Annotated in this window: 22 protein-coding genes and 1 pseudogene; 8 read left to right on the plus strand and 15 right to left on the minus strand. The window is 63.2% G+C overall.

Annotated features, from left to right (window positions below):
• Nucleotide 1: 1 nt before the first annotated feature.
• Complete coding sequence (locus tag JHL16_RS31775) at nucleotides 2-1,081, plus strand: penicillin-binding protein activator (protein WP_200188858.1); 1,080 nt, start codon at nucleotides 2-4, stop codon at nucleotides 1,079-1,081.
• A 178-nt stretch (nucleotides 1,082-1,259) separates the two neighbouring features.
• On the opposite strand, the gene hemW is transcribed toward JHL16_RS31775, so the two are convergent.
• From hemW to JHL16_RS31800, 6 genes and pseudogenes are all read right to left on the minus strand, one after another.
• Nucleotides 1,260-2,405: a radical SAM family heme chaperone HemW gene (gene hemW / locus JHL16_RS31780; protein WP_200188859.1), complete on the minus strand. Its 1,146-nt coding sequence runs from the start codon at nucleotides 2,403-2,405 to the stop codon at nucleotides 1,260-1,262.
• Nucleotides 2,392-3,003, minus strand: a complete 612-nt coding sequence (gene rdgB, locus JHL16_RS35150; protein WP_420884593.1) for an RdgB/HAM1 family non-canonical purine NTP pyrophosphatase — start codon at nucleotides 3,001-3,003, stop codon at nucleotides 2,392-2,394. Before rdgB ends, hemW begins: the two co-directional genes overlap by 14 nt.
• A 33-nt stretch (nucleotides 3,004-3,036) precedes the next feature.
• A pseudogene (locus JHL16_RS35155) lies at nucleotides 3,037-3,402 on the minus strand (VOC family protein); the annotation flags it as partial.
• Nucleotides 3,399-4,112, minus strand: coding sequence for a ribonuclease PH (gene rph / locus JHL16_RS31790; protein ID WP_200188861.1), 714 nt, complete (start codon nucleotides 4,110-4,112; stop codon nucleotides 3,399-3,401). The pseudogene JHL16_RS35155 and the gene rph, both read right to left, overlap by 4 nt.
• A gap of 66 nt (nucleotides 4,113-4,178) precedes the next feature.
• Nucleotides 4,179-5,390, minus strand: a complete 1,212-nt coding sequence (locus JHL16_RS31795) for a GTP-binding protein (RefSeq protein WP_200188862.1) — start codon at nucleotides 5,388-5,390, stop codon at nucleotides 4,179-4,181.
• 8 nt (nucleotides 5,391-5,398) lie between these two features.
• Nucleotides 5,399-6,595, minus strand: a complete 1,197-nt coding sequence (locus JHL16_RS31800; protein ID WP_246771226.1) for a metallochaperone AztD — start codon at nucleotides 6,593-6,595, stop codon at nucleotides 5,399-5,401.
• Between the two features lie 113 nt (nucleotides 6,596-6,708).
• Between JHL16_RS31800 and hrcA the strand changes: the two genes are divergently transcribed.
• Together hrcA and JHL16_RS31810 are read left to right on the plus strand one after the other, a co-directional pair.
• Nucleotides 6,709-7,800 (plus strand): heat-inducible transcriptional repressor HrcA, encoded by a 1,092-nt coding sequence (gene hrcA / locus JHL16_RS31805; protein WP_200188864.1) that lies wholly within the window; start codon nucleotides 6,709-6,711, stop codon nucleotides 7,798-7,800.
• The gene (locus JHL16_RS31810) at nucleotides 7,797-8,204 is read left to right on the plus strand and encodes a GFA family protein (RefSeq protein ID WP_348647308.1); all 408 of its coding nucleotides are present in this window, start codon (nucleotides 7,797-7,799) and stop codon (nucleotides 8,202-8,204) included. The genes hrcA and JHL16_RS31810 overlap by 4 nt, the downstream gene beginning before the upstream one ends.
• On the opposite strand, the gene JHL16_RS31815 is transcribed toward JHL16_RS31810, so the two are convergent.
• Nucleotides 8,201-8,878 (minus strand): glutathione S-transferase family protein, encoded by a 678-nt coding sequence (locus JHL16_RS31815; RefSeq protein WP_200188865.1) that lies wholly within the window; start codon nucleotides 8,876-8,878, stop codon nucleotides 8,201-8,203. The genes JHL16_RS31810 and JHL16_RS31815 overlap by 4 nt on opposite strands.
• Before the next feature lie 176 nt (nucleotides 8,879-9,054).
• Here JHL16_RS31815 and grpE point away from each other — a divergent pair, with 176 nt between their 5' ends.
• Entirely contained in the window at nucleotides 9,055-9,606 is a 552-nt protein-coding gene (gene grpE / locus JHL16_RS31820) for a nucleotide exchange factor GrpE (RefSeq protein WP_246771227.1), read from the plus strand.
• 85 nt (nucleotides 9,607-9,691) lie between these two features.
• On the plus strand, nucleotides 9,692-10,471 hold the full coding sequence (locus JHL16_RS31825; protein WP_200188867.1) for a DUF3800 domain-containing protein: 780 nt from the start codon (nucleotides 9,692-9,694) through the stop codon (nucleotides 10,469-10,471).
• A 165-nt stretch (nucleotides 10,472-10,636) separates the two neighbouring features.
• Here JHL16_RS31825 and JHL16_RS31830 read toward each other — a convergent pair whose 3' ends face one another.
• From JHL16_RS31830 to JHL16_RS31855, 6 genes are read right to left on the minus strand one after another with little or no spacing between them, the layout of a single operon-like run.
• Entirely contained in the window at nucleotides 10,637-11,440 is an 804-nt protein-coding gene (locus JHL16_RS31830; RefSeq protein WP_200188868.1) for a HesA/MoeB/ThiF family protein, read from the minus strand.
• On the minus strand, nucleotides 11,440-11,880 hold the full coding sequence (gene dut / locus JHL16_RS31835) for a dUTP diphosphatase (protein WP_200188869.1): 441 nt from the start codon (nucleotides 11,878-11,880) through the stop codon (nucleotides 11,440-11,442). Before dut ends, JHL16_RS31830 begins: the two co-directional genes overlap by 1 nt.
• Complete coding sequence (gene coaBC / locus JHL16_RS31840; protein WP_420884579.1) at nucleotides 11,877-13,121, minus strand: bifunctional phosphopantothenoylcysteine decarboxylase/phosphopantothenate--cysteine ligase CoaBC; 1,245 nt, start codon at nucleotides 13,119-13,121, stop codon at nucleotides 11,877-11,879. The genes dut and coaBC overlap by 4 nt, the downstream gene beginning before the upstream one ends.
• A gap of 37 nt (nucleotides 13,122-13,158) precedes the next feature.
• Complete coding sequence (gene ubiB, locus JHL16_RS31845; RefSeq protein ID WP_200188870.1) at nucleotides 13,159-14,721, minus strand: 2-polyprenylphenol 6-hydroxylase; 1,563 nt, start codon at nucleotides 14,719-14,721, stop codon at nucleotides 13,159-13,161.
• Nucleotides 14,721-15,485, minus strand: a complete 765-nt coding sequence (ubiE, locus tag JHL16_RS31850; protein ID WP_200188871.1) for a bifunctional demethylmenaquinone methyltransferase/2-methoxy-6-polyprenyl-1,4-benzoquinol methylase UbiE — start codon at nucleotides 15,483-15,485, stop codon at nucleotides 14,721-14,723. The genes ubiB and ubiE overlap by 1 nt, the downstream gene beginning before the upstream one ends.
• 56 nt (nucleotides 15,486-15,541) lie before the next feature.
• Entirely contained in the window at nucleotides 15,542-16,432 is an 891-nt protein-coding gene (locus tag JHL16_RS31855; protein ID WP_200188872.1) for a LysR family transcriptional regulator, read from the minus strand.
• 189 nt (nucleotides 16,433-16,621) lie between these two features.
• Here JHL16_RS31855 and ampC point away from each other — a divergent pair, with 189 nt between their 5' ends.
• The 3 genes from ampC to JHL16_RS31870 all read left to right on the plus strand — a co-directional run bounded on the left by ampC (nucleotide 16,622) and on the right by JHL16_RS31870 (nucleotide 19,597).
• Nucleotides 16,622-17,809, plus strand: a complete 1,188-nt coding sequence (gene ampC, locus JHL16_RS31860; RefSeq protein ID WP_348647309.1) for a class C beta-lactamase — start codon at nucleotides 16,622-16,624, stop codon at nucleotides 17,807-17,809.
• Nucleotides 17,810-17,884: 75 nt separating this feature from the next.
• Nucleotides 17,885-18,778 (plus strand): bifunctional DNA-formamidopyrimidine glycosylase/DNA-(apurinic or apyrimidinic site) lyase, encoded by an 894-nt coding sequence (mutM, locus tag JHL16_RS31865; RefSeq protein ID WP_200188874.1) that lies wholly within the window; start codon nucleotides 17,885-17,887, stop codon nucleotides 18,776-18,778.
• 45 nt (nucleotides 18,779-18,823) lie between these two features.
• Nucleotides 18,824-19,597 (plus strand): enoyl-CoA hydratase, encoded by a 774-nt coding sequence (locus tag JHL16_RS31870; protein ID WP_200188875.1) that lies wholly within the window; start codon nucleotides 18,824-18,826, stop codon nucleotides 19,595-19,597.
• Here the strand turns inward: JHL16_RS31870 and JHL16_RS31875 are convergent.
• Nucleotides 19,584-20,336 carry a sulfite exporter TauE/SafE family protein gene (locus tag JHL16_RS31875; RefSeq protein WP_200188876.1) on the minus strand — a complete coding sequence of 251 codons (753 nt, stop codon included), beginning with the start codon at nucleotides 20,334-20,336 and terminating at the stop codon, nucleotides 19,584-19,586. The genes JHL16_RS31870 and JHL16_RS31875 overlap by 14 nt on opposite strands.
• Nucleotides 20,337-20,413: 77 nt before the next feature.
• Nucleotides 20,414-21,727: an Hsp70 family protein gene (locus tag JHL16_RS31880; protein ID WP_200188877.1), complete on the minus strand. Its 1,314-nt coding sequence runs from the start codon at nucleotides 21,725-21,727 to the stop codon at nucleotides 20,414-20,416.
• Nucleotides 21,728-21,795 lie beyond the last annotated feature (68 nt).

The raw sequence follows: 21,795 nt of genomic DNA on the forward strand, positions 1-21,795 counted from the left end.
TATGTTCAGTGACGCGGGCGTCAAAGGCCAGCAGCTGACCAAACAGGCCGCCAGCGGGCGCAAAGTGGCGCTGCTTCTGCCGCTGTCCGGTCCCGGCGAGACCAAACGCATCGCCCAGGCCATGAAGCAGGCGGCCGAGCTCGCTCTGACCGATACCGGCGGCTCCGGCATCACCCTCATCACCAAGGATTCGGGCGGCAATGCCGGCACGGCGCAGGCCGCGGCCCAGGCTGCCCTCAATGAAGGCGCCGAGCTCATTCTGGGGCCCCTTCTCGCCCCCGAAGTGCAGGCGGTGAAGACCGTCGCCCAAGGCCGCGCCAATGTCATCGCCTTCTCCTCGCAAAGCGGCGTCGCCGGCCAGGGCACCTATCTCATGAGCTTCCTCCCCGAGGAGGAAGTGGCGAATGTGGTGCGCTACGCGGCGTCCCAGGGCAAACGCAATCTGGCGCTGCTCTATCCGCAGACCCAATATGGCAACAACGTCCAGGCCGCCCTCAACCGGTCGGCGGGGCCGAGCGGTGTCAAGATCGCCGCATCACAGCCCTTCGCCCGCGGCCAGTCGAGCGCGGCGGCGGCGCAGCGCATCGCCCAGGACCTCAATGATCCGAGCCGCGGCATCGATTCGATCCTCATTCCAGAAGGCGGCGAGGCGCTGCGCTCCTTGAGCGCCGCGCTTGAGCAGAACGGTGTCACCCCGGAAAAGGCGAAGATCCTCGGCACCGGCCTGTGGGACGACACGGTCACCCGCGCGACGCCGATCGCGCAAGGCGGCTGGTATGCCGGTGTGTCGCCCGACATGGTGCAACGTTTCGACAGCAAATATTCGAGCGTCTATGGCGCGAAGCCGCCGCGCATCGCGAGCCTCGCTTACGATGCGGTGAGCCTCGCCGCGGGCCTTGCCCGCAAGGGCGACTTCTCCTCAGGCGCCATCACCGATGCGGGCGGCTATCAGGGCCAGAACGGCCTGTTCCGCTTCCGCTCCAACGGCCTCATCGAACGCGGCCTGTCGATCCTCGAAATGACGCCGTCCGGCCCGCAAGTGGTGGCGCAGGCGCCGAGCCGCTTCGGCGCGGGATTCTAGAGCGCTTCCCGCCAAAGTTGCTCGACTTTGGCGATAAGGAAGCGCTCCAGAATTATATGTTTACGAGCCCTTTTACCCGTTTTGATCGAATCGGAACGATTCGATCAAAACGGGAAGGGCTCTAATGGTAGCGCATCGGCTTTTCCGAAAAGTCTGCAACTTTTCGGGCCGATGCGGCTTAGATAGCCAGCTGCGAGATCACCGCATTGAGCACGCGGCGGCCGGCCTGGGTCGCGACGAGACGGTCGCCATGCCGGCTGACCAGGCCCATTTCGGTAAGCTCCGGCAGATGTGACGGCTCGCGGCCGCTCAAGGCGCGGTAGCGGGCGATGTCGATGCCGTCGGCGATACGCAGGCCCATCAAGAGATACTCGGCCGCCTGATCCGGCGTCGCGACCACCGTCTCCTCGATCACGCCATTCTCCTTCGCCTGGACAAGGCCGCGCCAGGTCTCGGGATGGCGCTCGGTCGCCAGCGCCAGGCGTTTGCCCGCTTCGGTGATGCGGCTATGAGCGCCCGGCCCCGCGCCGGCATAATCCCCATACCGCCAGTAGATGAGGTTGTGCCGCGATTCATGGCCGGGCCGCGCATGGTTCGAGACTTCGTAAGCATTGAGGCCGGCTTCGGCGGTGAGCTCCTGCGTCAGATCATAGAGATCAGCGGCAAGCTCCTCATCCGGCACGATCAATTTGCCGGCGCGATGGAGATCGGCGTAACGCGTCCCCTCCTCGATGGTGAGCTGATAGAGCGACATATGACCCTGCTGCTCGGAAAGCGCACGGGTGAGTTCGTCGCGCCAGGCGGCAAGCGTCTGGCCGGGTCTGGCATAAATGAGATCGAAGGAAACGCGCGGAAAAATATTCGCGGCAAGGCGGAAGGCGGCCAGCGCTTCCTCCACCGAATGCTGGCGGCCCAAGGCCTTGAGATGGGTCTCATCGAGCGCCTGCACGCCGACCGAGACGCGGTTGACGCCCGCGGCGCGATAGCCTGCGAAATTTTCCGCCTCGACGCTGGTCGGATTGGCCTCGAGCGTGATCTCGGCATCGGATGAAACTGGCCACAGGCGCGCGATCGCGTCGAGCACGTGGCCCACGGCCTCAGGTGGCATCAACGACGGCGTGCCGCCGCCGAAAAAGATGCTTTCGACCTCGCGGCTTCCCGTCCGCGCGGCGAACCAGGCGAGCTCGCGCGCCAAAGCATCGGCGAAGGACAGCGTGTCGACCGGCTCATGGCGCACATGCGAATTGAAATCGCAATAAGGGCATTTGGCCTTGCAGAAAGGCCAATGCACATAGATGCCGAAGCCTGGTTCAGAAGAGTGCATCGACGAGCTTCCGGAAGGCCACGGCGCGATGCGAGATCTCGTGCTTGGCGTCGGGATCCATTTCACCAAAGGTTTCGGTGCGGCCATCGGGCAGGAACATCGGGTCATAACCGAAGCCGCGCTTGCCGCGCGGCGGCCAGACCAGCGTGCCATGGACACGGCCCTCGAAATTCTCGACATGGCCGTCTGGCCAGGCGACCGACAGCACGCTCACGAAATAAGCACGCCGCATTTCGGGCGCGGTCGCGCCGAGCGCCTGCAATTTCTCTTCGACATTACGCATGGCGAGCGCGAAGTCCTTGGACGGACCGGCCCAGCGCGCCGAGTAGATGCCGGGATCGCCGTCGAGCGCCTCGACGCAGAGGCCCGAATCATCGGCGAGCGCGATCAGCGCCGCACCTTGCGCGGCCGCTTCCGATTTGAGCAGGGCATTCGCTTCGAAGGTCGTGCCCGTCTCTTCCGGTTCGGGGAGCCCTAAGCTTCCGGCGGAGATCGCCTCGACGCCATAGGGCCCGAGAAGCTCATTGATCTCCTTGATCTTGCCCGGATTATGCGAGGCGACGACGAGCTTCTGATTGCGCAAAGATCGTCGCGGCAAGCCCCAGATGCGCGGCTCGGCGAATTCGACCGAATTGCCGGCGGGATCGCGGCAATAGATCGAATGCCCACCACCCGGCCATTCGAAATCGGCTTCGAGCGCGATGCCATGTTTGCTCAGATGCTTGCGCCAGCCTTGGAGCTCCTCCGCCGTGGCGGAGAAGCAGACATGGCCGGCACCCGTGGCGCCATGCGGCGGCGCGGAGGTGAAGGATTTCGGCTTCACCGCCGACGTCGCCGGATTGAAGATCAGCAGCATGCTTTCGCCGCAATGGAAGAAGACGAACTGATCCTCGAGCTCACGGCGCACGGAGAGCCCGATCACGTCTTCATAGAAGCGGCGCATCGCGGCGATGTCCTCGCCATACAGGATGGTCTCGAGGATCGCCTTGGCTCTCATGCGATGGCCTTCTTCTGCAGCTCCACCAATTCGCCGATGCCCTTTTGCGCGAGGCTCAGCAATTCGAGGAAACGCTCCTGCGAGAAAGGCTCACCTTCCGCCGTGCCCTGGATTTCGACAATGCCGCCTTTGCCGGTCATCACGAAATTCGCATCCGTCTCGGCGCTCGAATCTTCGTCATAATCGAGATCGGCCACGACCTCGCCATTGTGGATACCACAGGAAATGGCGGCGACATGATCGCGCAAGGGATTCTTGGCGAACATCTCACGGGCTTCCATCCATTTGAGCGCGTCATAGAGCGCGATCCAGCTGCCGGTGATGGCGGCGGTGCGGGTGCCGCCATCGGCCTGGATGACATCGCAATCGAGCGTGATCTGCTTTTCGCCGAGCCCCACGAGATCGACCACGGCCCGGAGCGAGCGCCCGATCAGGCGCTGGATCTCCTGGGTGCGGCCCGACTGCTTGCCCTGCGCCGCCTCGCGCCGCATGCGATCGCCGGTGGCGCGCGGCAACATGCCATACTCGGCGGTAACCCAGCCTTTGCCGGCGCCTTTCAGCCATGGCGGAACTTTTTCCTCGACGGTGGCGAGGCACATCACATGGGTGTCGCCGAAGCGGACGAGGCAGGAGCCTTCCGCATGTTTGGAAAAGCCACGCTCGAAACTCACCTTGCGCAATTCATGGGGCTTTCGCCCGGACGGCCGCATAGAAACTCCTCACTCGATTGAATGGGGGTATCTAGCGGCTCCGCTGCCCGATGAACAGAGATGGATTCAGGCCATTTCGCGCCGCCATTCGGGGAAGGGATCAGCGAGCTTCCGATAGTCGTCAGCCTCGAAATTCAAGGGCTGCTCCGGCCCGACCAGGCACTCATCGAGCGCCTCCCGCATCGCCTTTTCATCGAGATCGGCGCCGATAAAAACCAGCTCCTGGCGGCGGTCGCCCCAACCCGCCGCCCATTTCGCGCCCAGTTCGCGCTGCCAGTCGGGATGGTCGGGCCAGCGCTCGACGGGCACCGCCGCCCACCAGAGACCCAAACCCTCGGTACGGCAGATCGCGCCGGCAAGGCTCATATCGCCGACCCAATCGGGCCGTGTCGCCAGCCAGAAGAAGCCCTTGGCGCGGATCAGGCCCTTCCATGTCCGTTCGAGAAACGCATTGAAGCGCCCCGGATGAAACGGCCGCCGCGCCCGGTAGACGAAACTCGATATGCCATATTCCTCGGTCTCGGGACTATGGCTCGCGAAGCCGTACAGTTCCTTGAACCACAGAGGATGCTCCTCGGCCTTGGCATGATCGAAGCGCCCGGTGGCGAGAATTTCGGCCGGCGCGACGCGGCCATGGCTGGTCTCGATCACATGCGCATCGCCATTGAGCGCGCGCACGATCTTGCGCACCCGTGCGCGGTCTTCGGGTGAGACATCGGCGATCTTGTTGATCACCACGACATCGGCGAATTCGATCTGATCGACGATGAGATCGACCAGCAGGCGTCCATCGCCCTCGCCCGCCGTTTCACCGCGCTCGCCAAGGCGATCGGAACTGCCATAGTCGCTGAGCAAGTTCACCGCGTCGACGACGGTCACCATCGTGTCGAGGCGCGCGACATCCGACAGCGACAGGCCGTTCTCGTCGCGAAAGGCAAAAGTCGCGGCGACCGGCAGCGGCTCGGCAATGCCGGTGCCCTCGATCAGCAGATAATCGAACTGCCCGCCGGCGGCGAGGCGGCGCACTTCCTGCAGAAGATCGTCGCGCAAGGTGCAGCAGATGCAGCCATTGGTCATCTCGACCAATGTCTCCTCGGTGCGCGCCAGGCTGTTGCCGGCGCGCACCAATTCCGCATCGATATTCACTTCGCTCATATCGTTCACGATCACCGCCACTTTGAGGCCCTGGCGGTTATTGAGGATGTGATTGAGCAGCGTCGTCTTGCCGGCGCCCAAAAAGCCCGACAGCACGGTGACGGGAATACGTGTGTCTTTCATGCCGCGCCTCAATGGATCTCGCCCGAACCGCCGAGCGCCACCAGCCCATAGGGCATGCCGTCGATGTCGATGCTACGGCTCTCGGCCAGGGTTTCGGGATTTACGACGCGCAAAGTGCTGGCCAAGGGATCGCTCACCACGATCTCCTCGCCCGCCACCGCGAGACGCGGACGCGGATCGCGCCAATGGCCATCCATGCTGTAGGCCTGCGTGAGCTTGGCGCTTTTGACGATCTCGCCTTTGATCGCGTCGATGCGATGCAAAAAGCCGTCTTCGGTGAAAACATAGATGCGGTCGGAATGTTCGGGATCGATGGTGAAATCGACGCGGCGGGCGGGGAGCTTCACCAGCCGGAACGGCTCTGGCGCCGAGAGATCGACAAGCACAATCGCCTCCGGCCCGTAATTGCCGATGAAATAGCGCAGCGACTTGGCACCACGGAGCGTCGTCGCCTTGCCCTCGGGCAGTGACGACGAATAGGGAAGGAAAGTGATGCGCGGCTCCACCTTCTGCGAATCGACGACGAGCAGGCCGGTGGCGCAGGCGATCGCCAGCAGAGGCCCCGAGGATGCCTCGCCATGAAGATCGGGGCAGGCATAATCGGCGACCGGCTTGCCCTGCTCATCGATGAGCCGCATGCCGATGGGCAATTCATCCGCATCCTTGGGATTGGGGATGGAGACGAGCGCCTTGTCGCCCAGTGGCACCGCCACGCCGTGATGCGGCGCCGCCGTCACCAGCCGGTGCGGCGCGAGCTTGCCTTTGGCGAATTGCGCTTCGGCGAGGATGGCGACGCTGCCATCGCCGTCATGGAAGATCGCGATCTTGCCGTCATGCTCGACGAGATGGACCGGCCTGGCACCTTTCGACACGGCATTGAGCAGATAGGGCGTCGTCAGCTTGAGATCGCCGTGATCGCCATGATCGTCGAGCGCAACGCCGCTGGCGATCGCCGAAACGCGGTCGGCGTCGGATTGCACGGCAAAGACAGTACGGCCGCTTCTGCTGGCCTCGAGGGCGGCCGGCGCCTGCACGCCCACGGTCGCCAGCACAGAACCGGTCTTTACGTCAACGGCACGTACCGTGGGAGCGCTGTGGTCGGCGACGAAAACCCGCCAATGCTCCTGTTCGGCCGCCGAAGCGACCCCGGCGGCGAAAATGGCAAGGCCGGCGCCGGCCAAAACCAAGAGACGCAAGGATTTCATATTCATTCCCCTCATTTCAATAAATGTTATGTTATAACATAACAGTAAAAGAAGAGGACGCAAGCCCTTTGCTTTCATTGACCCCGGGGGGTCTCGTTTTTACAGTCATCCCCATGAGCATCCATTCGCAGAGACCTCTGGTCGATGAACGCCTGCAGGGCCTGGCCCAGCTCGACCAGCGCTCACGCGACATTTTCCGGCGCCTGGTCGAGACCTATCTCGACACCGGCGAGCCCGTCGGCTCGCGCACCATCTCGCGCATCCTGCCGTCGAGCCTGTCGCCGGCCTCGGTGCGCAATGTGATGATGGATCTCGAGGAGACCGGCCTCATCTATTCGCCCCATACCAGCGCCGGGCGCATGCCGACCAATGCGGGCCTGCGCTTCTTCGTCGATGCGCTGCTCGAAGTGGGCTCGATCTCGCCCGAGGAGCGCGCCCGCATCGATGCGCAGATGACCGGCGCCAACCGCTCGCGCCGCATCGAGGAGGTGCTGGGCGAGGCGACGACGCTCCTCTCGGGCCTGTCGCATTGCGCCGGCCTGGTGATGGCGCCGAAGCTCAATGCCCGGCTCAAGCACATCGAATTCGTCAGCCTGTCGCCCGGCCGCGGCCTCGTGATCCTGGTCGCCGAGGACGGCACGGTGGAGAACCGCGCCATCGATCTGCCGCCCGGCCTGCCGCCCTCCTCGCTCATCAAGGCGTCGAACTATCTCTCGGCCCGCATGCAGGGCAAGACGATCGGTGAATTGCAGCGCCACATGCATGACGAGATCGCGACGCTCAAGACCGAGCTCGATGAACTCACCGCCAAGGTCGTCGCCGACGGCGTCGCCACCTGGTCGGGCAATGCCGAGGAGGACGACCGCACGCTGATCGTCAAGGGCCAGGGCAATCTCATCGAGAATCTCACCGCCTTCGACGATCTCGAGCGCATCCGCCGCCTGTTCGACGATCTCGAGAACAAGAAGGGGCTGATCCAGCTTCTGGGCTCGGCCGAGATCGGCGAAGGCGTGCGCATCTTCATCGGCGCCGAAAACAAGCTCTTCTCGATGTCGGGTTCCTCGCTCATCGTCGCGCCCTATCGCAACAGCGAGGAGAAGATCGTCGGCGCGCTCGGCATCATCGGGCCGACGCGGATGAATTATGCCCGCATCATCCCGATGGTCGATTACACCGCGCGTATCATCGGACGCCTGATCACGTGACGCTGGAGCGCGAGGCCTCCTGCGCCTGCGGGAAGTTGCGCATCGCCTGCCGCGGCGAGCCCATCCGCATTTCGATCTGCCATTGCCTCGCCTGCCAGAAGCGCACCGGCAGCGTCTTCGGCATGCAGGCGCGTTTTCTGAAAGGAAATGTGCGGCACATCGCCGGCGACAGCACGCGTTTCACCCGCGAGGGCGACAGCGGCGGCACGGTGAGTTTCCATTTCTGTCCGCATTGCGGCTCGACCGTCTATTGGGAACTGAGCGGCGTGCCGGAGGCCTATGCGGTCGCGGTCGGCGCCTTTGCCGATCCCACCTTCCCGGCGCCACGTGTCTCGGTCTACGAGTCGCGCCGGCATGACTGGGTCGATCTCGCAGACCTCCCCGATATCGAGCGCCTGGGTTAAGTCACCAGCTCTTTCATGAAATCCGGCAGCGGCCGGCCCTGGCTCAAAAGGAACCTCGCCATGGCGCCGGCGACCTGGCGCACCGCCGGGCGGCTCGACATGCGGGCGCGCCAGGCGATGAGCTTCGGTGTGGCGTCGGTCATGGGCGCGCTCATCCGGGCGGCGAAAAGCTGCGCCATGTAGAAGGCGATGTCGGCATAGGAAAAGGCCCCGGCGAGGAACTCGCTTATCCCCAATTGCCGCTCCATCTCCTCATAATACCGCGCCGATGCTCCTTGCGCCGCCACCGCCGCTGGGTCGTCCAGCCGGTCCTGCAGGCCCATCAGCCGGACGATCGGCGGGAAGAAGACTTCGTCCGATCTGAGCTCGAGGAGGCGGGCTTTGGCGCGGGAACCGGGCACTTTCGGCCACAAAGCCGGCTCCGGCTTCAGATCCTCGAAATACTCGAAAATCTGGGTCGAATCGAAGATTTCCACGTCCCCCTGGACGAGCACCGGAACCTGGGCCTTGGGATTGATGCGCTGCACCTCGGGATGTTTCGGCTGATAGAGCTTCGCCATGTCGAAAGGCACCATGACCAGATCGACGGCGAGGCCCTTTTCCAAAGCGGCGATCTCGGTCTTGGCGCCGAACATGCTCAACGGGCCGGAATAGAGACGGATAGGCTCTGACATAGGTTTCTCCCCAAACTGGACATCTGCCCTACCCTAGGGCGGCTTAGGGTCGGCTTGTGTCAGTTGACCCGAAAGACTTGATTTTTCCGGCCCGAACCCTGATATCCGAGCCCGAAACCCAATCCATCGATCGATAATCCAGGATCGTTATGACTGCTAAAACGAGCAAAGACACCATGGCTGAAGAGATCCCGGCAACGGACATTCCGGAAGCCGAGCCCGTGACCCTCGATATGGAGGCCGATCCGCGCGAGGCCGAAATCACGGGTCTCAAAGAAGAAGCCGGCAAGCTCAAGGACCAGCTGCTGCGCACCTTCGCCGAGATGGACAATCTGCGCAAACGCATGGAGCGCGAGAAGGCGGAAGCCACGCTTTATGCAGCCAGCAATTTCGCCCGCGACATCTTGAGCGTCAGCGACAATATGGACCGCGCGCTTGCCACCGCCGAAGCCGATCATCTCAAAGAGGCGACCGAGCCGGTCAAGAATCTCGTCGCCGGCGTCGAGATGACCAATCGCGAGCTGCTCAAGGTGTTCGAGCGCCATGGCATTACCCGCGTCTTTCCGATGGGCGAGAAGTTCGATCCGCATTATCATCAGGCGGTGTTCGAAGTGCCGACCAATGACGCCGCCCCCGGCACCGTCGTGCAAGTGATGCAGGCCGGCTTCAAGATCGGCGACCGCGTGCTGCGCCCGGCCATGGTCGGCGTCGCCAGAGCGGCAGGGTAAGTCTGAGCATCATTTGAGAATGAACTGAGCTTCCTCGACCGGAAGGCGCTGGTCGTTGCACTTCCGCTATGTCAGGATATCTGACATGGAAGACAGTGATTTCATTATCTATCTAGACGAGAGTGGCGACCATAGCCTCACATCGATAGACCAAACATACCCGATATTTGTCCTCACCCTCTGCGCCTTCAGAAAGAGCGACTATGTGGACAAGATCGTCCCGTCCATGCAGCGCCTGAAATTCAAATGGTTTGGGCACGACTTGGTCGTGTTTCACGAGAACGACATCGTGCGGAAAAGGAAGCCGTTCGGCTTCCTCCAGTTCGATGACAAGCGCGACGAATTCATGACAGACCTTGATAGTCTGCTTGATCAGGCTCCCATGACGCTCTTCACCGCCGTCATCCGGAAAGAGGAATTGAAGCGGCGCTACAAATTCCCCGAACATCCCTACAATCTGGCGCTGTTGTTCTGTCTTGAGAAAGCTCACGAATTTCTGAAAGAGCATGGAGAGCACGCGAAACGCGTACATTTGATTTGCGAGGCCCGAAGCCCGAGGGAAAAAGGAGGTTTTGGAAAGGAAGATATGGAGCTTGAGCTGCACTTCCGGAGAATTGTCCAGGGGCGGCACCCGTTGCAGAGTCCAAATGGCGCAATGCCCTGCTTCGAGATAAATTTTGCCTCAAAGCAGGCCAACTCGACAGGACTTCAACTCGCTGATTTGTTGGCGCGACCAATAGGCCTGAGCATACTTAGACCGCAGCAAAAGAATCGAGCCTTCGATCGGATCGCACCCAAAATCTGGAATGGACCTAAGAGCAATCCGTGGGCCGGGCCGCTATACGGCCTGAAGGTGTTTCCTTAAAAGCGAAGGGCCCCAGTTTCCTGAGGCCACAGCGCCGACCGGGACGAACCCCAATCCATTTACCGGTAATATAGGCGATATGTCGGCTTAGAACAACTCGCTCTACACACGAACGCATCTTCGCCGGCGAAATCATCTATCTTTTCAATAAGTTGCGCTACTTGCTCAGGCGTGCGACGACAGATCCTTGATCGTCGCATTCCGCCCATTGAGCGGATTGTCGGGGTTCCACGGCAGCGTCGTCACATAAGAGCGCACCGACAAAGCGTCATACATAAAGAGCCGGCCGGCCAGGCTGTCGCCCATCCCAACAATCTCCTTCATCACTTCCATCGCCTGGATCGAGCCGATGATGCCGGTGAGCGCGCCGACGATACCTGCCTCCTCGCAAGCGGGCACCAGACCCGGCGGCGGCGCTTCCGGATGCAGGCAGCGATAGGTCGGATAAGGCACACCTTGAGCGTCCTTCAGATGCGGCTTGAAGGTCGAGAGCTGGCCATCGAACTGACCGACCGCGGCGGCGACCAGCGTCTTCTTCGCCAGATAGCAGGCATCGCTCACCAGGAAGCGGGTCGGGAAATTGTCGGAGCCGTCGGCGACGATGTCATATCGCCCGATGATGTCGAGCGCGTTCGCGGCGGTGAGGCGCGTCTTGTGGCCGATCACATTCACATGCGGATTGAGATCGTTGAGCGTCTGCGCGGCGCTGTCGGTCTTGGGCCTGCCGATGCGCGACGACGCATGGATGATCTGACGCTGCAGATTGGAGAGCGACACGTCATCGTCATCGACGACACCCAGCGTGCCGATGCCGGCGGCGGCGAGATAAAGCAGCACCGGGGCGCCCAGGCCGCCCGCGCCGACGACGAGCACCTTGGCGCCTTTCAGCTTCGCCTGGCCGGGCCCGCCCACTTCCTGCAGCACAATGTGCCGGGCGTAGCGTTCGAGCTCTTCAGGCGAGAGTTTCATTATCCACGTCCCGTCGATCCAAAACCACCCGAGCCGCGTGCCGTGTCCGAAAGGCTCGCCGCCTCGGCGAGCGTCACCCGCGTGACCGGCGACACGATCATCTGGGCGATGCGGTCGCCGCGTTTGATGGCGAAGGCGTCCGCGCCGTGATTGATCAGGATGACTTTCACCTCGCCCCGATAATCGGCATCGATGGTGCCCGGCGCATTGAGCACGGTGACGCCATGTTTGGCGGCAAGGCCGGAGCGTGGCCGGACTTGCGCCTCGAAACCATGCGGCAACGCGATGGCGAAACCGGTCGCCACCAAAGCGCGCCCGGCCGGCGGCAGAATAGCATCCTCGGCGGCGCGCAGGTCCATGCCGGCGGCATGCTCGCTTTCATAAGCGGGCAAGGGCAGGCCTTCGCCATTCGGGAGTCTCAGGATTTTCACGTCGGTCATGTCAAAGCTCCGATACGGCGGGCGAAATCTTCCATCAGGCGGCGGGCCACCTCGCTCTTGTCGAGCTCGGGCCAGCTTTCGACGCCATCGGCGGAGACCAGATGCACCCTGTTGCGATTGCCGCCCATGACGCCGCTGTCGGCGCTCACGTCATTGGCGACGATGAGGTCGCAGCCCTTCTTGGCGAGCTTGGCCTTGGCATTGTCGATGACATTCTGCGTCTCGGCGGCGAAACCGACGACCAGCTTCGGTCGCTTCGATTTGGCGGTCGCCACCGTCTTCAGGATATCGGGATTTTCGGCGAGCTTGAGCTCGGGCAGGCCGTTCGTGCCCTTCTTGATCTTCTGATCGGCCGCCGTGGCGACGCGCCAGTCGGCGACGGCGGCGGCGAAGATCGCGATATCGACGGGCAGCTCCGCCTCGACGAGCTTCAGCATCTCGGCCGCCGTCTCGATCGGCATCATCTGGGCGCCGGGCGGGATGGGCAGATTCACCGGCCCTGATACGAGGATCGTCTCGGCACCGAGCGCCACAGCGGCTTGCGCCAGCGCATAACCCTGCTTGCCGGAAGAACGGTTGGCGATATAACGCACCGGATCGATCGGTTCATGGGTGGGACCGGCGGTGATCAGAACCTTGCGGCCCGTCAAAGGACGGTTCGAGGCCCCGCTCGCCAGCGGCAGCACGCCGCCGGCGAAATGCCCCTGGATGGCGGCCAGAATCTCGACCGGCTCGGCCATGCGGCCAGGTCCATATTCGCCGCAGGCCATCTCGCCGTCATTGGGGCCGACCACACGCACATCATCGGCCTTGAGTGTCGCCAGATTGCGCGCCGTCGCCGGGTGCTGCCACATGCGCACATTCATCGCCGGCGCGATGAGGATCTTCTTGTCGGTCGCCAGCAGAGTCGTCGAGGCGAGATCATTGGCGAGGCCTTGCGCCATCTTGGCCATGAGATCGGCGCTCGCCGGCGCCACCACCAGAAGATCGGCCGAGCGCGACAATTCGATATGCCCCATCTCGACCTCGTCGGTGAGGCTGAAGAGATCGGTATAGACCTTTTCGCCGGTGAGGCTCGCCACCGAAAGCCCTGTCACGAACTGCTCCGCCGCCTTGGTCATGATCGCCGTGACCTTGGCCTGGCGCTGCTTCAGGAGCCTGATGAGCTCGAGGCTCTTATAGGCGGCGATGCCACCGCCGATGATGAGGAGAACGCTTCTGCCGGAGAGATTGGTCATCATGTGATCATGCCATTATCTAAGAGGCCGGAGGTGCAGTTCAAAAGATCAGGTTCACAGCGATGGCGATCAAGGCTGCCGCCCCTGCGACGAGCGCATAGCGGCCCGCGCGCGAATGGCGGGCCTGGGCGGCGGCGAGCGCTTCGGTCGTCGCCTTGTCGAGCCTGATGCCGCCGGCATTCGCCATGTCGGCCAGCATCGTTGTGGCGGCCTGGGCCCGGCCCAGCATTTCTGGCAAGGCGGTAAAGAGACGGCCGAGCGAGGCGGCACCTTCCGCCGCCCCTTCGATCTGGCCCAAGGGTCCGAGCTTCTTCTCGATCCATTCGCGCACCACCGGTTCCGCCGCGACCCACATGTTGAAATGGGGGTTCAGCATACGCGCAACGCCCTCGACCACCACCATGGTTTTCTGCAGCAGCAGCAATTGCGGCTGTGTCGCCATGTCGAACTGGCCGGTCACCTCGAAGAGCTGGGTCAGCAACCGCGCCATCGAGATTTCATGCGCCGGGCGGTCCATGATCGGCTCGCCGATGGCGCGCAGGGCCTGCGCGAAGACCGCCGGGTCCTGATGCTGCGGCACGTAACCCGCATCGAAATGCACTTGCGCCACGCGCGCATAATCGCGGCGGATGAAGCCATAGAGGATCTCGGCGAGGAACAGGCGCTCCTTCGGTGTGAGCCTGCCCATGATGCCGAAATCGACGGCGATCAGATTGCCGCTCGGATCGGCGAAGAGATTGCCCTGATGCATGTCGGCATGGAAGAAGCCATCGCGAATGGCATGGCGGAGAAAACTCTGGATCACCGTGTCGGCGAGACGGTCGAGATCGAGGCCCGTGGCCTTGAGCGCCGCCAGATCCGACAGCGGCGTGCCGTCGATCCAGTCGGTGGTCAGCACCTGCCTGGCGGTGAAGGCCCATTCGACCTGCGGCACACGGAAGCCCGGATCATCGGCGACATTGCCGGCCATCTCCTTCATGGCCGCGGCTTCCATGCGCAGATCCATCTCGAGCTTGACCGATTGCGCCAGGGTCTCCGTCGCATCGACCGGGCGCAGGCGGCGCGCCACGGCGCTCATCCGTTCGATCATCCGCGCGGCGAAAAAGAAGTCGGAAAGATCGCGGGCGAAACGCTGCTCGATTCCGGGTCGCAAAATCTTCACCGCGACATCGCGGCCTTCGCGCGTCCGCGCACGATGCACCTGTGCGATCGAGGCGGCGGCAACAGGCGGGCCGAATTCGGCGAAGAGCTCATCGGTGTCGCGGCCGAGATTGGCTTGGACCACCTGGCGCGCCGTCGCCATATCGAAAGGCGGCAAGCGATCCTGCAAGGACCGCAATTCGGCGGCACGCGCCGGTCCCACCATGTCGGGCCTGGTCGCCAGAAACTGGCCGAGCTTCACATAGCTCGGCCCCAATTCGGCAAGCGCCGCGCTCAGTTTGCCATTGCCATGCGATTTGCCCGCGACGAGCTTCGCCAGGCGCAAGCCGATACGCGCCGGCAACGGCAGTGCCGCCGCATCCTCGGGCGGCGGAAACGCGTCATGGCGGGCGAGCACCCAGCCGGCACGGGCGAGACGGAAGACGTGGCCGAAAAATGCCATCAGATGCGCCAACCCCAATGGATGGCGACGATGCCGCCCGACAGCGAGCGATGGCCGGCGCGGCTGAAGCCCGCCTCACGGATCATCGTCTCGAACTTCTCCTGATCGGGGAAGGTGCGGATGCTTTCGACGAGATAACGATAGGGCTGGCCGTCGCCCGTCACCACCTTGCCGATGGCCGGAATGGCGGTGAAGGAATAGGCGTCATAGATCGACGCGAGGCCCGGCACGTCGACATGCGAGAATTCCAGGCACTGGAATTTGCCGCCGGGCTTCAGCACCCGATAGGCCTCCTTCAGCGCGCGGTCGATATGGGTGACATTGCGGATGCCGAAGGCGATCGTATAGGCATCGAAGCTCTTGTCGGGAAAAGCCAGCGCCTCGGCATTGCCGACGCTGAAGCGGCACTGGCTCTGGAGCCCCTCGGCCTCGGCGCGCTTCGCCCCTTCCGCCACCATTTCGGGCGAGATGTCGGCAATGGTGATGCGGGTGCCGGCGCCGCCGGCGCGAGCGATCCGGAAGGCGATGTCGCCGGTGCCGCCCGCCACATCGATCACCTCGAAGCCCTGGCCGCTTCTGGGCGGCGACAGCAGCGTCACGAAATCGTCCTTCCACAGGCGATGGAAACCCGCCGACATGAGGTCGTTCATCTGGTCGTAACGGAAGGCGACCTTCGAGAAGACCTCGTTCACGAGGCCTTGTTTTTCACCTTCCGCGACCTCGCGAAAGCCGAAAGGCGCGGTTTCTTTCTGGGGCTCTGTCATGGCGGCGGACCATAGAACAGGCCGGCCCCAAATGCCATGGCGGGCGACAATTTCGCTTACCGCGCCATGGCTTGGCGCGCGCCCTCGATTTCGGCCAGAAGCCAGTGGCGGAAGGCCGACATGGCGGCGGTTTCGGCCCTGGTCTTGAGCCTCGTCAGCCAGTAGCCACCCGTCGCGATCGTGATCGGGAAAGGCTGGACGATCCGCCCCGCCTGGAGTTCCTGGCCGAACATGGCGACGGGCACCAGCGCCACCCCGACGCCCCGCGCCGCCGCCTCGACCAGGGTCAGGGACGAATCGAACATCCAGCCGCGCAGATTGGGGGCTGTGACCCCCGCCGCCTTGAACCACATGGGCCATTCATCGATGCGGTAGGAGCGCAGCAGCTCGACCCCGGCCAGATCCGCCGGCCGGCGCAACCTTTCCCGCAAGTCCGGGGCGCAGACCGGCGACAAAGGCGCGTCCATGAGATGGATGGCCTCCGTCCCGTGCCAGGCGCCGTCGCCGAAGCGGATGAAGAAATCGAGACCGTCGATGAGAATGTCGGAGCGATTGTTGTTGGTCTTGAGGCGCAGGTCGATATGGGGATGCGCCGCCTTGAACGAGGCGAGGCGCGGCAGCAGCCAGCCGATGGCGAAAGTGCCGACCATGCCGACGGTGAGGATTTCATGGAAATTCCCCTCCTCGAACTGGCTCAGCGTGGCGCTCATGCGCTGGAACGCGTCGGTCAGAACCGGAAGCAGCGCATGGCCCTCATCAGTGAGGGTGAGCCCGCGCGGCAGGCGCTTGAACAAAATGACGTTAAGGGCATCCTCCAGCGCCTTGACCTGATGGCTGATCGCCGTCTGGGTGACGCGCAATTCGAGCCCGGCGCGGGTGAAGCTCGTATGGCGCGCCGAGGCTTCGAAGGCGCGCAGCGCATTGAGCGGCAGTTGCGAAATATCCATGGATTCTCTTTTGTTGAGCGCTTCCTTATCGCCAAAGTCGGGCAACTTTGGCGGGAAGCGCTTTAGCCCATATTTTTCTCATGTCTGAGTCCAGAATTGATCATTTGTCTAGGGCAAGCGGCCTCGTCATAGTCCGGCCCGAAGCACGCATGATCCTGCGGCGGCGCGCGGCGCTTCCCTCAGACCTCAATGGACATGGAAGACAGAATGACGATGTATTTGTCACGCCGGCAGGCGCTTGCCGGATTGCTTGCCATCCCGACTCTCGCCGCCTTTGCGCGGCCAGGCCATGCCGCCCAAGCGAGCGGCGATCTCGAGCGCATCGTCGCTCAGGCGATCCGGCCGGTCATGAAGAAACACGATGTGCCGGGCATGGCGGTTGGCCTCACGCTCAAGGGTGCGCGTCACTTCTTCAATTTCGGCATCGCCTCGAAAGAAAGCGGCGCGAAAGTCTCCGAGGACACGTTGTTCGAGATCGGCTCGATCAGCAAAACCTTCACTGCAACACTTGGCGGTTATGCGCTCGCCAAAGGCGCCTTCTCGCTCTCGGATCCCGCGAGCAAATATTTCCCGGCCCTTTCAGGCTCGAGTTTCGAGCGCATCCGCGTGCTCGATCTCGGCACCTACACCGCGGGCGGCCTGCCCTTGCAGTTTCCCGACGAGGTCACCGACCAGGACAAGATGATCGCCTATTTCAAGAACTGGCAGCCGGCTTTTCCCGCCGGTTCCTATCGGCGCTATTCCAATCCGAGCATCGGACTTTTCGGCTATCTCGCCGCCAGAAGCCTGAACGAGCCCTTCGATAAAGTGATGGAAGGCAGGATCTTTCCAGCGCTTGGCCTGAAGCGCAGCTATATCCGTGTCCCTGAGGACCAGATGGGCCGCTATGCCTATGGCACTTCGAAAAGCGGCAAGCCGGTCAGGGTGACGCCGGGCGTCCTCGACGCGCAAGCCTATGGTGTGAAGACGACCTCCGCGGACATGCTCGCTTTCCTCGAAGCCAATATCGACAGTGCCGGGCTCGATGAAACTTTCCGGCGCGCCGTCACCGCGACACATAAGGGCTACTACCGGGTCGGCCCGATGACGCAAGGGCTCGGCTGGGAAAGCTATCCTTGGCCGATCAGCCGCGCGCGCCTTCTCGACGGCAATTCCCGCGACATGGCCTTCAAGGCCAATCCGGCGGAAAAGCTCGACCCGCCCTTGGCGCCTGGACCCGACAGGCTCTTCAACAAGACCGGCTCCACCAATGGCTTCGGCGCCTATGCCGTCTTCATTCCCGCCAAGGCCACAGGCATCGTGATGCTGGCGAACCGGAACTATCCCAATCCGGTGCGGGTAGAGGCGGCGCATCGGATCCTGACGGCCCTGGCCTGATCCCCTACTGACACTCACCGTCGCGAACGGCTATTAGGAAAGGATCGTTTTCGTTCGAACGGATCTGACCCCGCCATGCCGGAACTTCCAGAAGTCGAAACCGTGATGCGCGGCCTCGAAACGGTGCTGACCGGGCAGCGCATCACGCAAGTGACGCTCGCCCGCAGCAATTTGCGTTTCCCCTTCCCGCCCGGCTTCGCCAAACGCATTGAGGGACGGCTGGTGCTGCGCCTGCAGCGGCGGGCGAAATACATCCTGGCTTTTCTCGATGGCGGCGAGGTGCTGATCCTGCATCTCGGCATGTCGGGCCGCTTCACCATCATCGACGTCCGCGGCCGCATGACGGGGCTCGGCGAGTTCTATGACGAGGCGGCGACGCCCGACAGCGGCAAGGGCCCGCATGACCATGTCGTCTTTACCCGCGCCGACGGCCTGCGCATCGTCTATACCGATCCGCGCCGTTTCGGCCTCATGGATCTCGTCGCCGAGGAAGGTCTCGGCACCCATAAGCTTCTCGCCCAGATCGGCATCGAGCCGCTCGGCAATGAATTCGGCGCTGTCTATCTCGCGGAAGGATTTCGCGGCAAAAAAGCGCCGCTCAAGGCGGGGCTGCTCGATCAGACGCTCATCGCCGGCCTCGGCAATATCTATGTCTGCGAGGCGCTGCACCGCGCCGGCCTGTCACCCAAGCGCAAGGCCGGAAGCCTGGTCAAGAAGAGCGGCTATGATCCGCGCCTCGAGGATCTCGCGCGCCATATCCGCGCCGTGCTGACCGAGGCGATCGCCGCCGGCGGTTCCACTTTACGCGATTTCGTCCATCCGCAAGGCGACAAGGGCTCGTTCCAGCAGGTCTTCGCCGTCTATGACCGGGAAGGCGAGAAATGCCGCAAACGCGGCTGCGGCGGCACCGTCAAACGGATCGTGCAATCGGGCCGTTCCACCTTCTATTGTCCCAAGTGCCAGAAATAGCCTATCTCTCCCATACGAAATTCGTATTCTTCCGAGAGACTTGCCATGACCTATGAAACCATCCTTGTCGAAACCCATGATGCGGTGGGCCTCATCCGGCTCAACCGGCCGCAGGCGCTCAATGCGCTGAATGCGACGCTCGTCGCCGAGCTCGGCCAGGCGCTCGCGCAATTCGACAAGGATGAGAAGATCGGCGCCATCGTCATCACCGGCAGCGAGAAGGCTTTCGCCGCCGGCGCCGACATCAAGGAGATGGCGTCCAAATCCTATATGGAAGCCTATCTCGGCGACTTCCTCTCCGCCTGGGACAAGGTCGCGGACCAGCGCAAGCCGGTCATCGCCGCGGTGGCGGGCTTCGCGCTCGGCGGCGGCTGCGAGCTCGCTTTGATGTGCGACTTCATCATCGCCGCCGACACGGCGAAATTCGGGCAACCCGAAATCCAACTGGGAGTCATGCCGGGTGCCGGCGGCACCCAGCGCCTCACCCGTTATATCGGCAAGTCGAAGGCGATGGACATGGTGCTGACCGCGCGCATGATGGACGCTGCGGAAGCAGAACGTTGCGGCCTCGTCTCACGCGTCGTGCCGGCCGACAAGCTGGTCGAGGAAGCGCTCGCCGCGGCGAAGAAGATCGCCTCCTTCTCGCAGCCCATCGCCATGATGGCCAAGGAATCGGTCAACCGCGCGTTCGAGACGACACTCGCCGAAGGCATCCGCTTCGAGCGCCGCCTGTTCCACGCGATGTTCGCCAGCGAGGATCAGAAGGAAGGCATGACCGCCTTCGTCGAGAAGCGCAAACCGGCTTTCAAGAACCGCTAAAGCCCTGCACGATCAGGATCGCGCCGCCGACAATCACCACGGCGTCGAGGATCGCGGTATGCGCCTTGAGCGAGAGACGATGTGTCAGGCGTTTGGCGATGAAGGCGCCGGGCAGCGCCGCAACACCGATCACCGCGGCCATGATCCAGGAGGACAGCGACAGCATGCCGGCCGACTGGAAGACCAGTGTCTTGACGGCGCCGATGACGATCGAGATGCCGGCGTCGGTGGCGATCACCGCCGGCCCCTGGAGACCCGCCGCCAGCAGGATCGACAGCAGCACGACGCCCGAGCCGGTGGTGCCGCCGACGAGCAAGCCATAAGCGGCCCCCGCCGCGGCGACACCCTTATTCGGCAGATGCCCGCGCAAGCGGGTGAGGATGCGGCGCACCGGCACTAGAAGGATCAGCACGAAACCGATCAGCATGGCGACGTGGCCGCCCGACAGAAGCGTGTAGAGATAAGCGCCGATGAAACAGAAGGGCACCGCGCAGAGTGTGATGAGAAGTGCCCGCGGTGCGTCGAAAGAGGTGCGGAAGGCGACGAGCCGGCTCGAATTGGTCATCAAGGCGGCGACTGCGATCACCGGCACCACCGCCTGCGGCCCGATGATCGGCACCAATACCGGCGGCAGCAGCAGGCCAGTGCCGTAGCCGGTGACCCCGCCGATGATGGCGGCGATGAAAGCGGCCAGCGCCACCAGGGCGTAGTGCAGCAGGCTCACATCGCCGTCGAGCATCAGGCCTCCCCTTGCCGAGTCTCCTCTTTGCGCATCGGCTTGTCCGAAAACCGCGTCGTACTTTTCGGGTCGATGCTTTAGTTCCGCATCGCCCAATCCTCGGGCCGCTCGGCGCGCCCGATCAGCGCCAGGCCATAGGCAATAGACTCGAATTGATCGCCGGTCATCAGCCGGTCTTCGCCGAAGCGTTCGCCGAAGACCCTCCAGATCGCCGGAATGAAAGACGAGCCGCCGGTCAAGAAGACCTTGTCGATCTCATGTGCGCCGAGCCCGGCCTTGGCCAGGGCCTCGTCCACCGTCTCGGCGATGCGCGCGACGTCATCGGCGATCCAGTCCTCGAAATCGGCGCGCGCGATCGTCTCCTCGATGTCGATCCCGTCCTGCCGGAAGCGGAAATCCGCCTGGTCGGCCGATGACAGCGCTACCTTGGCGGCGGAGACCGAACGATACAGAGCAAAGCCCAGATCGTTTTCCACGATGTCGATGAGCTTCTGGAGCGCTGCCGGGTCGACGGCGGAGCGTTCGAGCTCGATGAGCTCCTTCAGATCGCCATTCGACTTCATCATCGCCAGCTGGTTCCAGCGCGCGAAATTGGCGTAATAGCCATTGGGGATGGCGAGCCTTTTGCCGAAGGAGACATAGTCCGAGCCCTTGCCGAGGCGGGGCGAGACGACGCGATCGATGATGCGGTAGTCGAAAGCGTCGCCGGCGATGCCGATGCCGCTATGGCCGAGCGGCGTCGCCTGGATGCGGCCATCATGGCGCTCGAAGCGCATCACCGAGAAGTCGCTGGTGCCGCCGCCGAAATCGGCGACCAGGATGGTCGCGTCCTCCTTGATCTGGCGGGCATAGAAGAAGGCCGCCCCCACCGGCTCATAGACATAATGTCCGTGCTCGACGCCGAGCCGGCCGAAGGAGGTGCGGTAGCGCTTCATCGCCAGGGCCTCGTCGGGGCTGGCGCCGGCGAAGCGCACCGGACGGCCGATGACGATCTTGCCGGCATCGAACGACAGCGGACGGTCGGCATGGCGCAGGAGGCTGCGCAGAAAAGCGCTGAGCAGATCCTCGAAGCGGAAATTCTGCCGGAAGATGCGGGTCTGCGCGAAGGAAGGGCTCGCCGCGAAGGTCTTGAAGGACTGGATGAAGCGATGCGCCGCCGACCCGACGAGGAACTGCTCGACCGCCCAGGGCCCGCCTTCCATGCGCAATTGGGTGCCGGCACCCTGATGGTCCTCCCAGAAGCACAAAGCCGAATTGTACGTGCGATGGACGACGCCATTCTGGGTGAAGTGCAAGGCTTCGGCGGCACCTTCGGGTCCCGCAAGCGCGATGACCGTATTGGTCGTGCCGAAATCGATGCCGATCGATATGTCGTCGGGGGCGCTGGTCATGATTGTCTCTGGAGATTGGGGCGGCTTCCATAGCTATGACAATCGGCGAGCGCAACGCTTTAGATGCA

Origin of the sequence: Taklimakanibacter albus (assembly GCF_016595235.1) — a bacterium.
GTDB lineage: Bacteria > Pseudomonadota > Alphaproteobacteria > Rhizobiales > Aestuariivirgaceae > Taklimakanibacter > Taklimakanibacter albus.

Bases quoted from the DNA above. Each gene is read 5' to 3' on its own strand.
- JHL16_RS31775 (WP_200188858.1), top strand. From the start codon at position 2: ATGTTCAGTGACGCGGGCGTCAAAGGCCAGCAGCTGACCAAACAGGCC.
- hemW (WP_200188859.1), bottom strand. From the start codon at position 2,405: ATGCACTCTTCTGAACCAGGCTTCGGCATCTATGTGCATTGGCCTTTC.
- rph (WP_200188861.1), bottom strand. From the start codon at position 4,112: ATGCGGCCGTCCGGGCGAAAGCCCCATGAATTGCGCAAGGTGAGTTTC.
- JHL16_RS31795 (WP_200188862.1), bottom strand. From the start codon at position 5,390: ATGAAAGACACACGTATTCCCGTCACCGTGCTGTCGGGCTTTTTGGGC.
- JHL16_RS31800 (WP_246771226.1), bottom strand. From the start codon at position 6,595: ATGAAATCCTTGCGTCTCTTGGTTTTGGCCGGCGCCGGCCTTGCCATT.
- hrcA (WP_200188864.1), top strand. From the start codon at position 6,709: ATGAGCATCCATTCGCAGAGACCTCTGGTCGATGAACGCCTGCAGGGC.
- JHL16_RS31815 (WP_200188865.1), bottom strand. From the start codon at position 8,878: ATGTCAGAGCCTATCCGTCTCTATTCCGGCCCGTTGAGCATGTTCGGC.
- grpE (WP_246771227.1), top strand. From the start codon at position 9,055: ATGGCTGAAGAGATCCCGGCAACGGACATTCCGGAAGCCGAGCCCGTG.
- JHL16_RS31825 (WP_200188867.1), top strand. From the start codon at position 9,692: ATGGAAGACAGTGATTTCATTATCTATCTAGACGAGAGTGGCGACCAT.
- JHL16_RS31830 (WP_200188868.1), bottom strand. From the start codon at position 11,440: ATGAAACTCTCGCCTGAAGAGCTCGAACGCTACGCCCGGCACATTGTG.
- dut (WP_200188869.1), bottom strand. From the start codon at position 11,880: ATGACCGACGTGAAAATCCTGAGACTCCCGAATGGCGAAGGCCTGCCC.
- coaBC (WP_420884579.1), bottom strand. From the start codon at position 13,121: ATGATGACCAATCTCTCCGGCAGAAGCGTTCTCCTCATCATCGGCGGT.
- ubiB (WP_200188870.1), bottom strand. From the start codon at position 14,721: ATGGCATTTTTCGGCCACGTCTTCCGTCTCGCCCGTGCCGGCTGGGTG.
- ubiE (WP_200188871.1), bottom strand. From the start codon at position 15,485: ATGACAGAGCCCCAGAAAGAAACCGCGCCTTTCGGCTTTCGCGAGGTC.
- JHL16_RS31855 (WP_200188872.1), bottom strand. From the start codon at position 16,432: ATGGATATTTCGCAACTGCCGCTCAATGCGCTGCGCGCCTTCGAAGCC.
- ampC (WP_348647309.1), top strand. From the start codon at position 16,622: ATGGACATGGAAGACAGAATGACGATGTATTTGTCACGCCGGCAGGCG.
- mutM (WP_200188874.1), top strand. From the start codon at position 17,885: ATGCCGGAACTTCCAGAAGTCGAAACCGTGATGCGCGGCCTCGAAACG.
- JHL16_RS31870 (WP_200188875.1), top strand. From the start codon at position 18,824: ATGACCTATGAAACCATCCTTGTCGAAACCCATGATGCGGTGGGCCTC.
- JHL16_RS31875 (WP_200188876.1), bottom strand. From the start codon at position 20,336: ATGCTCGACGGCGATGTGAGCCTGCTGCACTACGCCCTGGTGGCGCTG.
- JHL16_RS31880 (WP_200188877.1), bottom strand. From the start codon at position 21,727: ATGACCAGCGCCCCCGACGACATATCGATCGGCATCGATTTCGGCACG.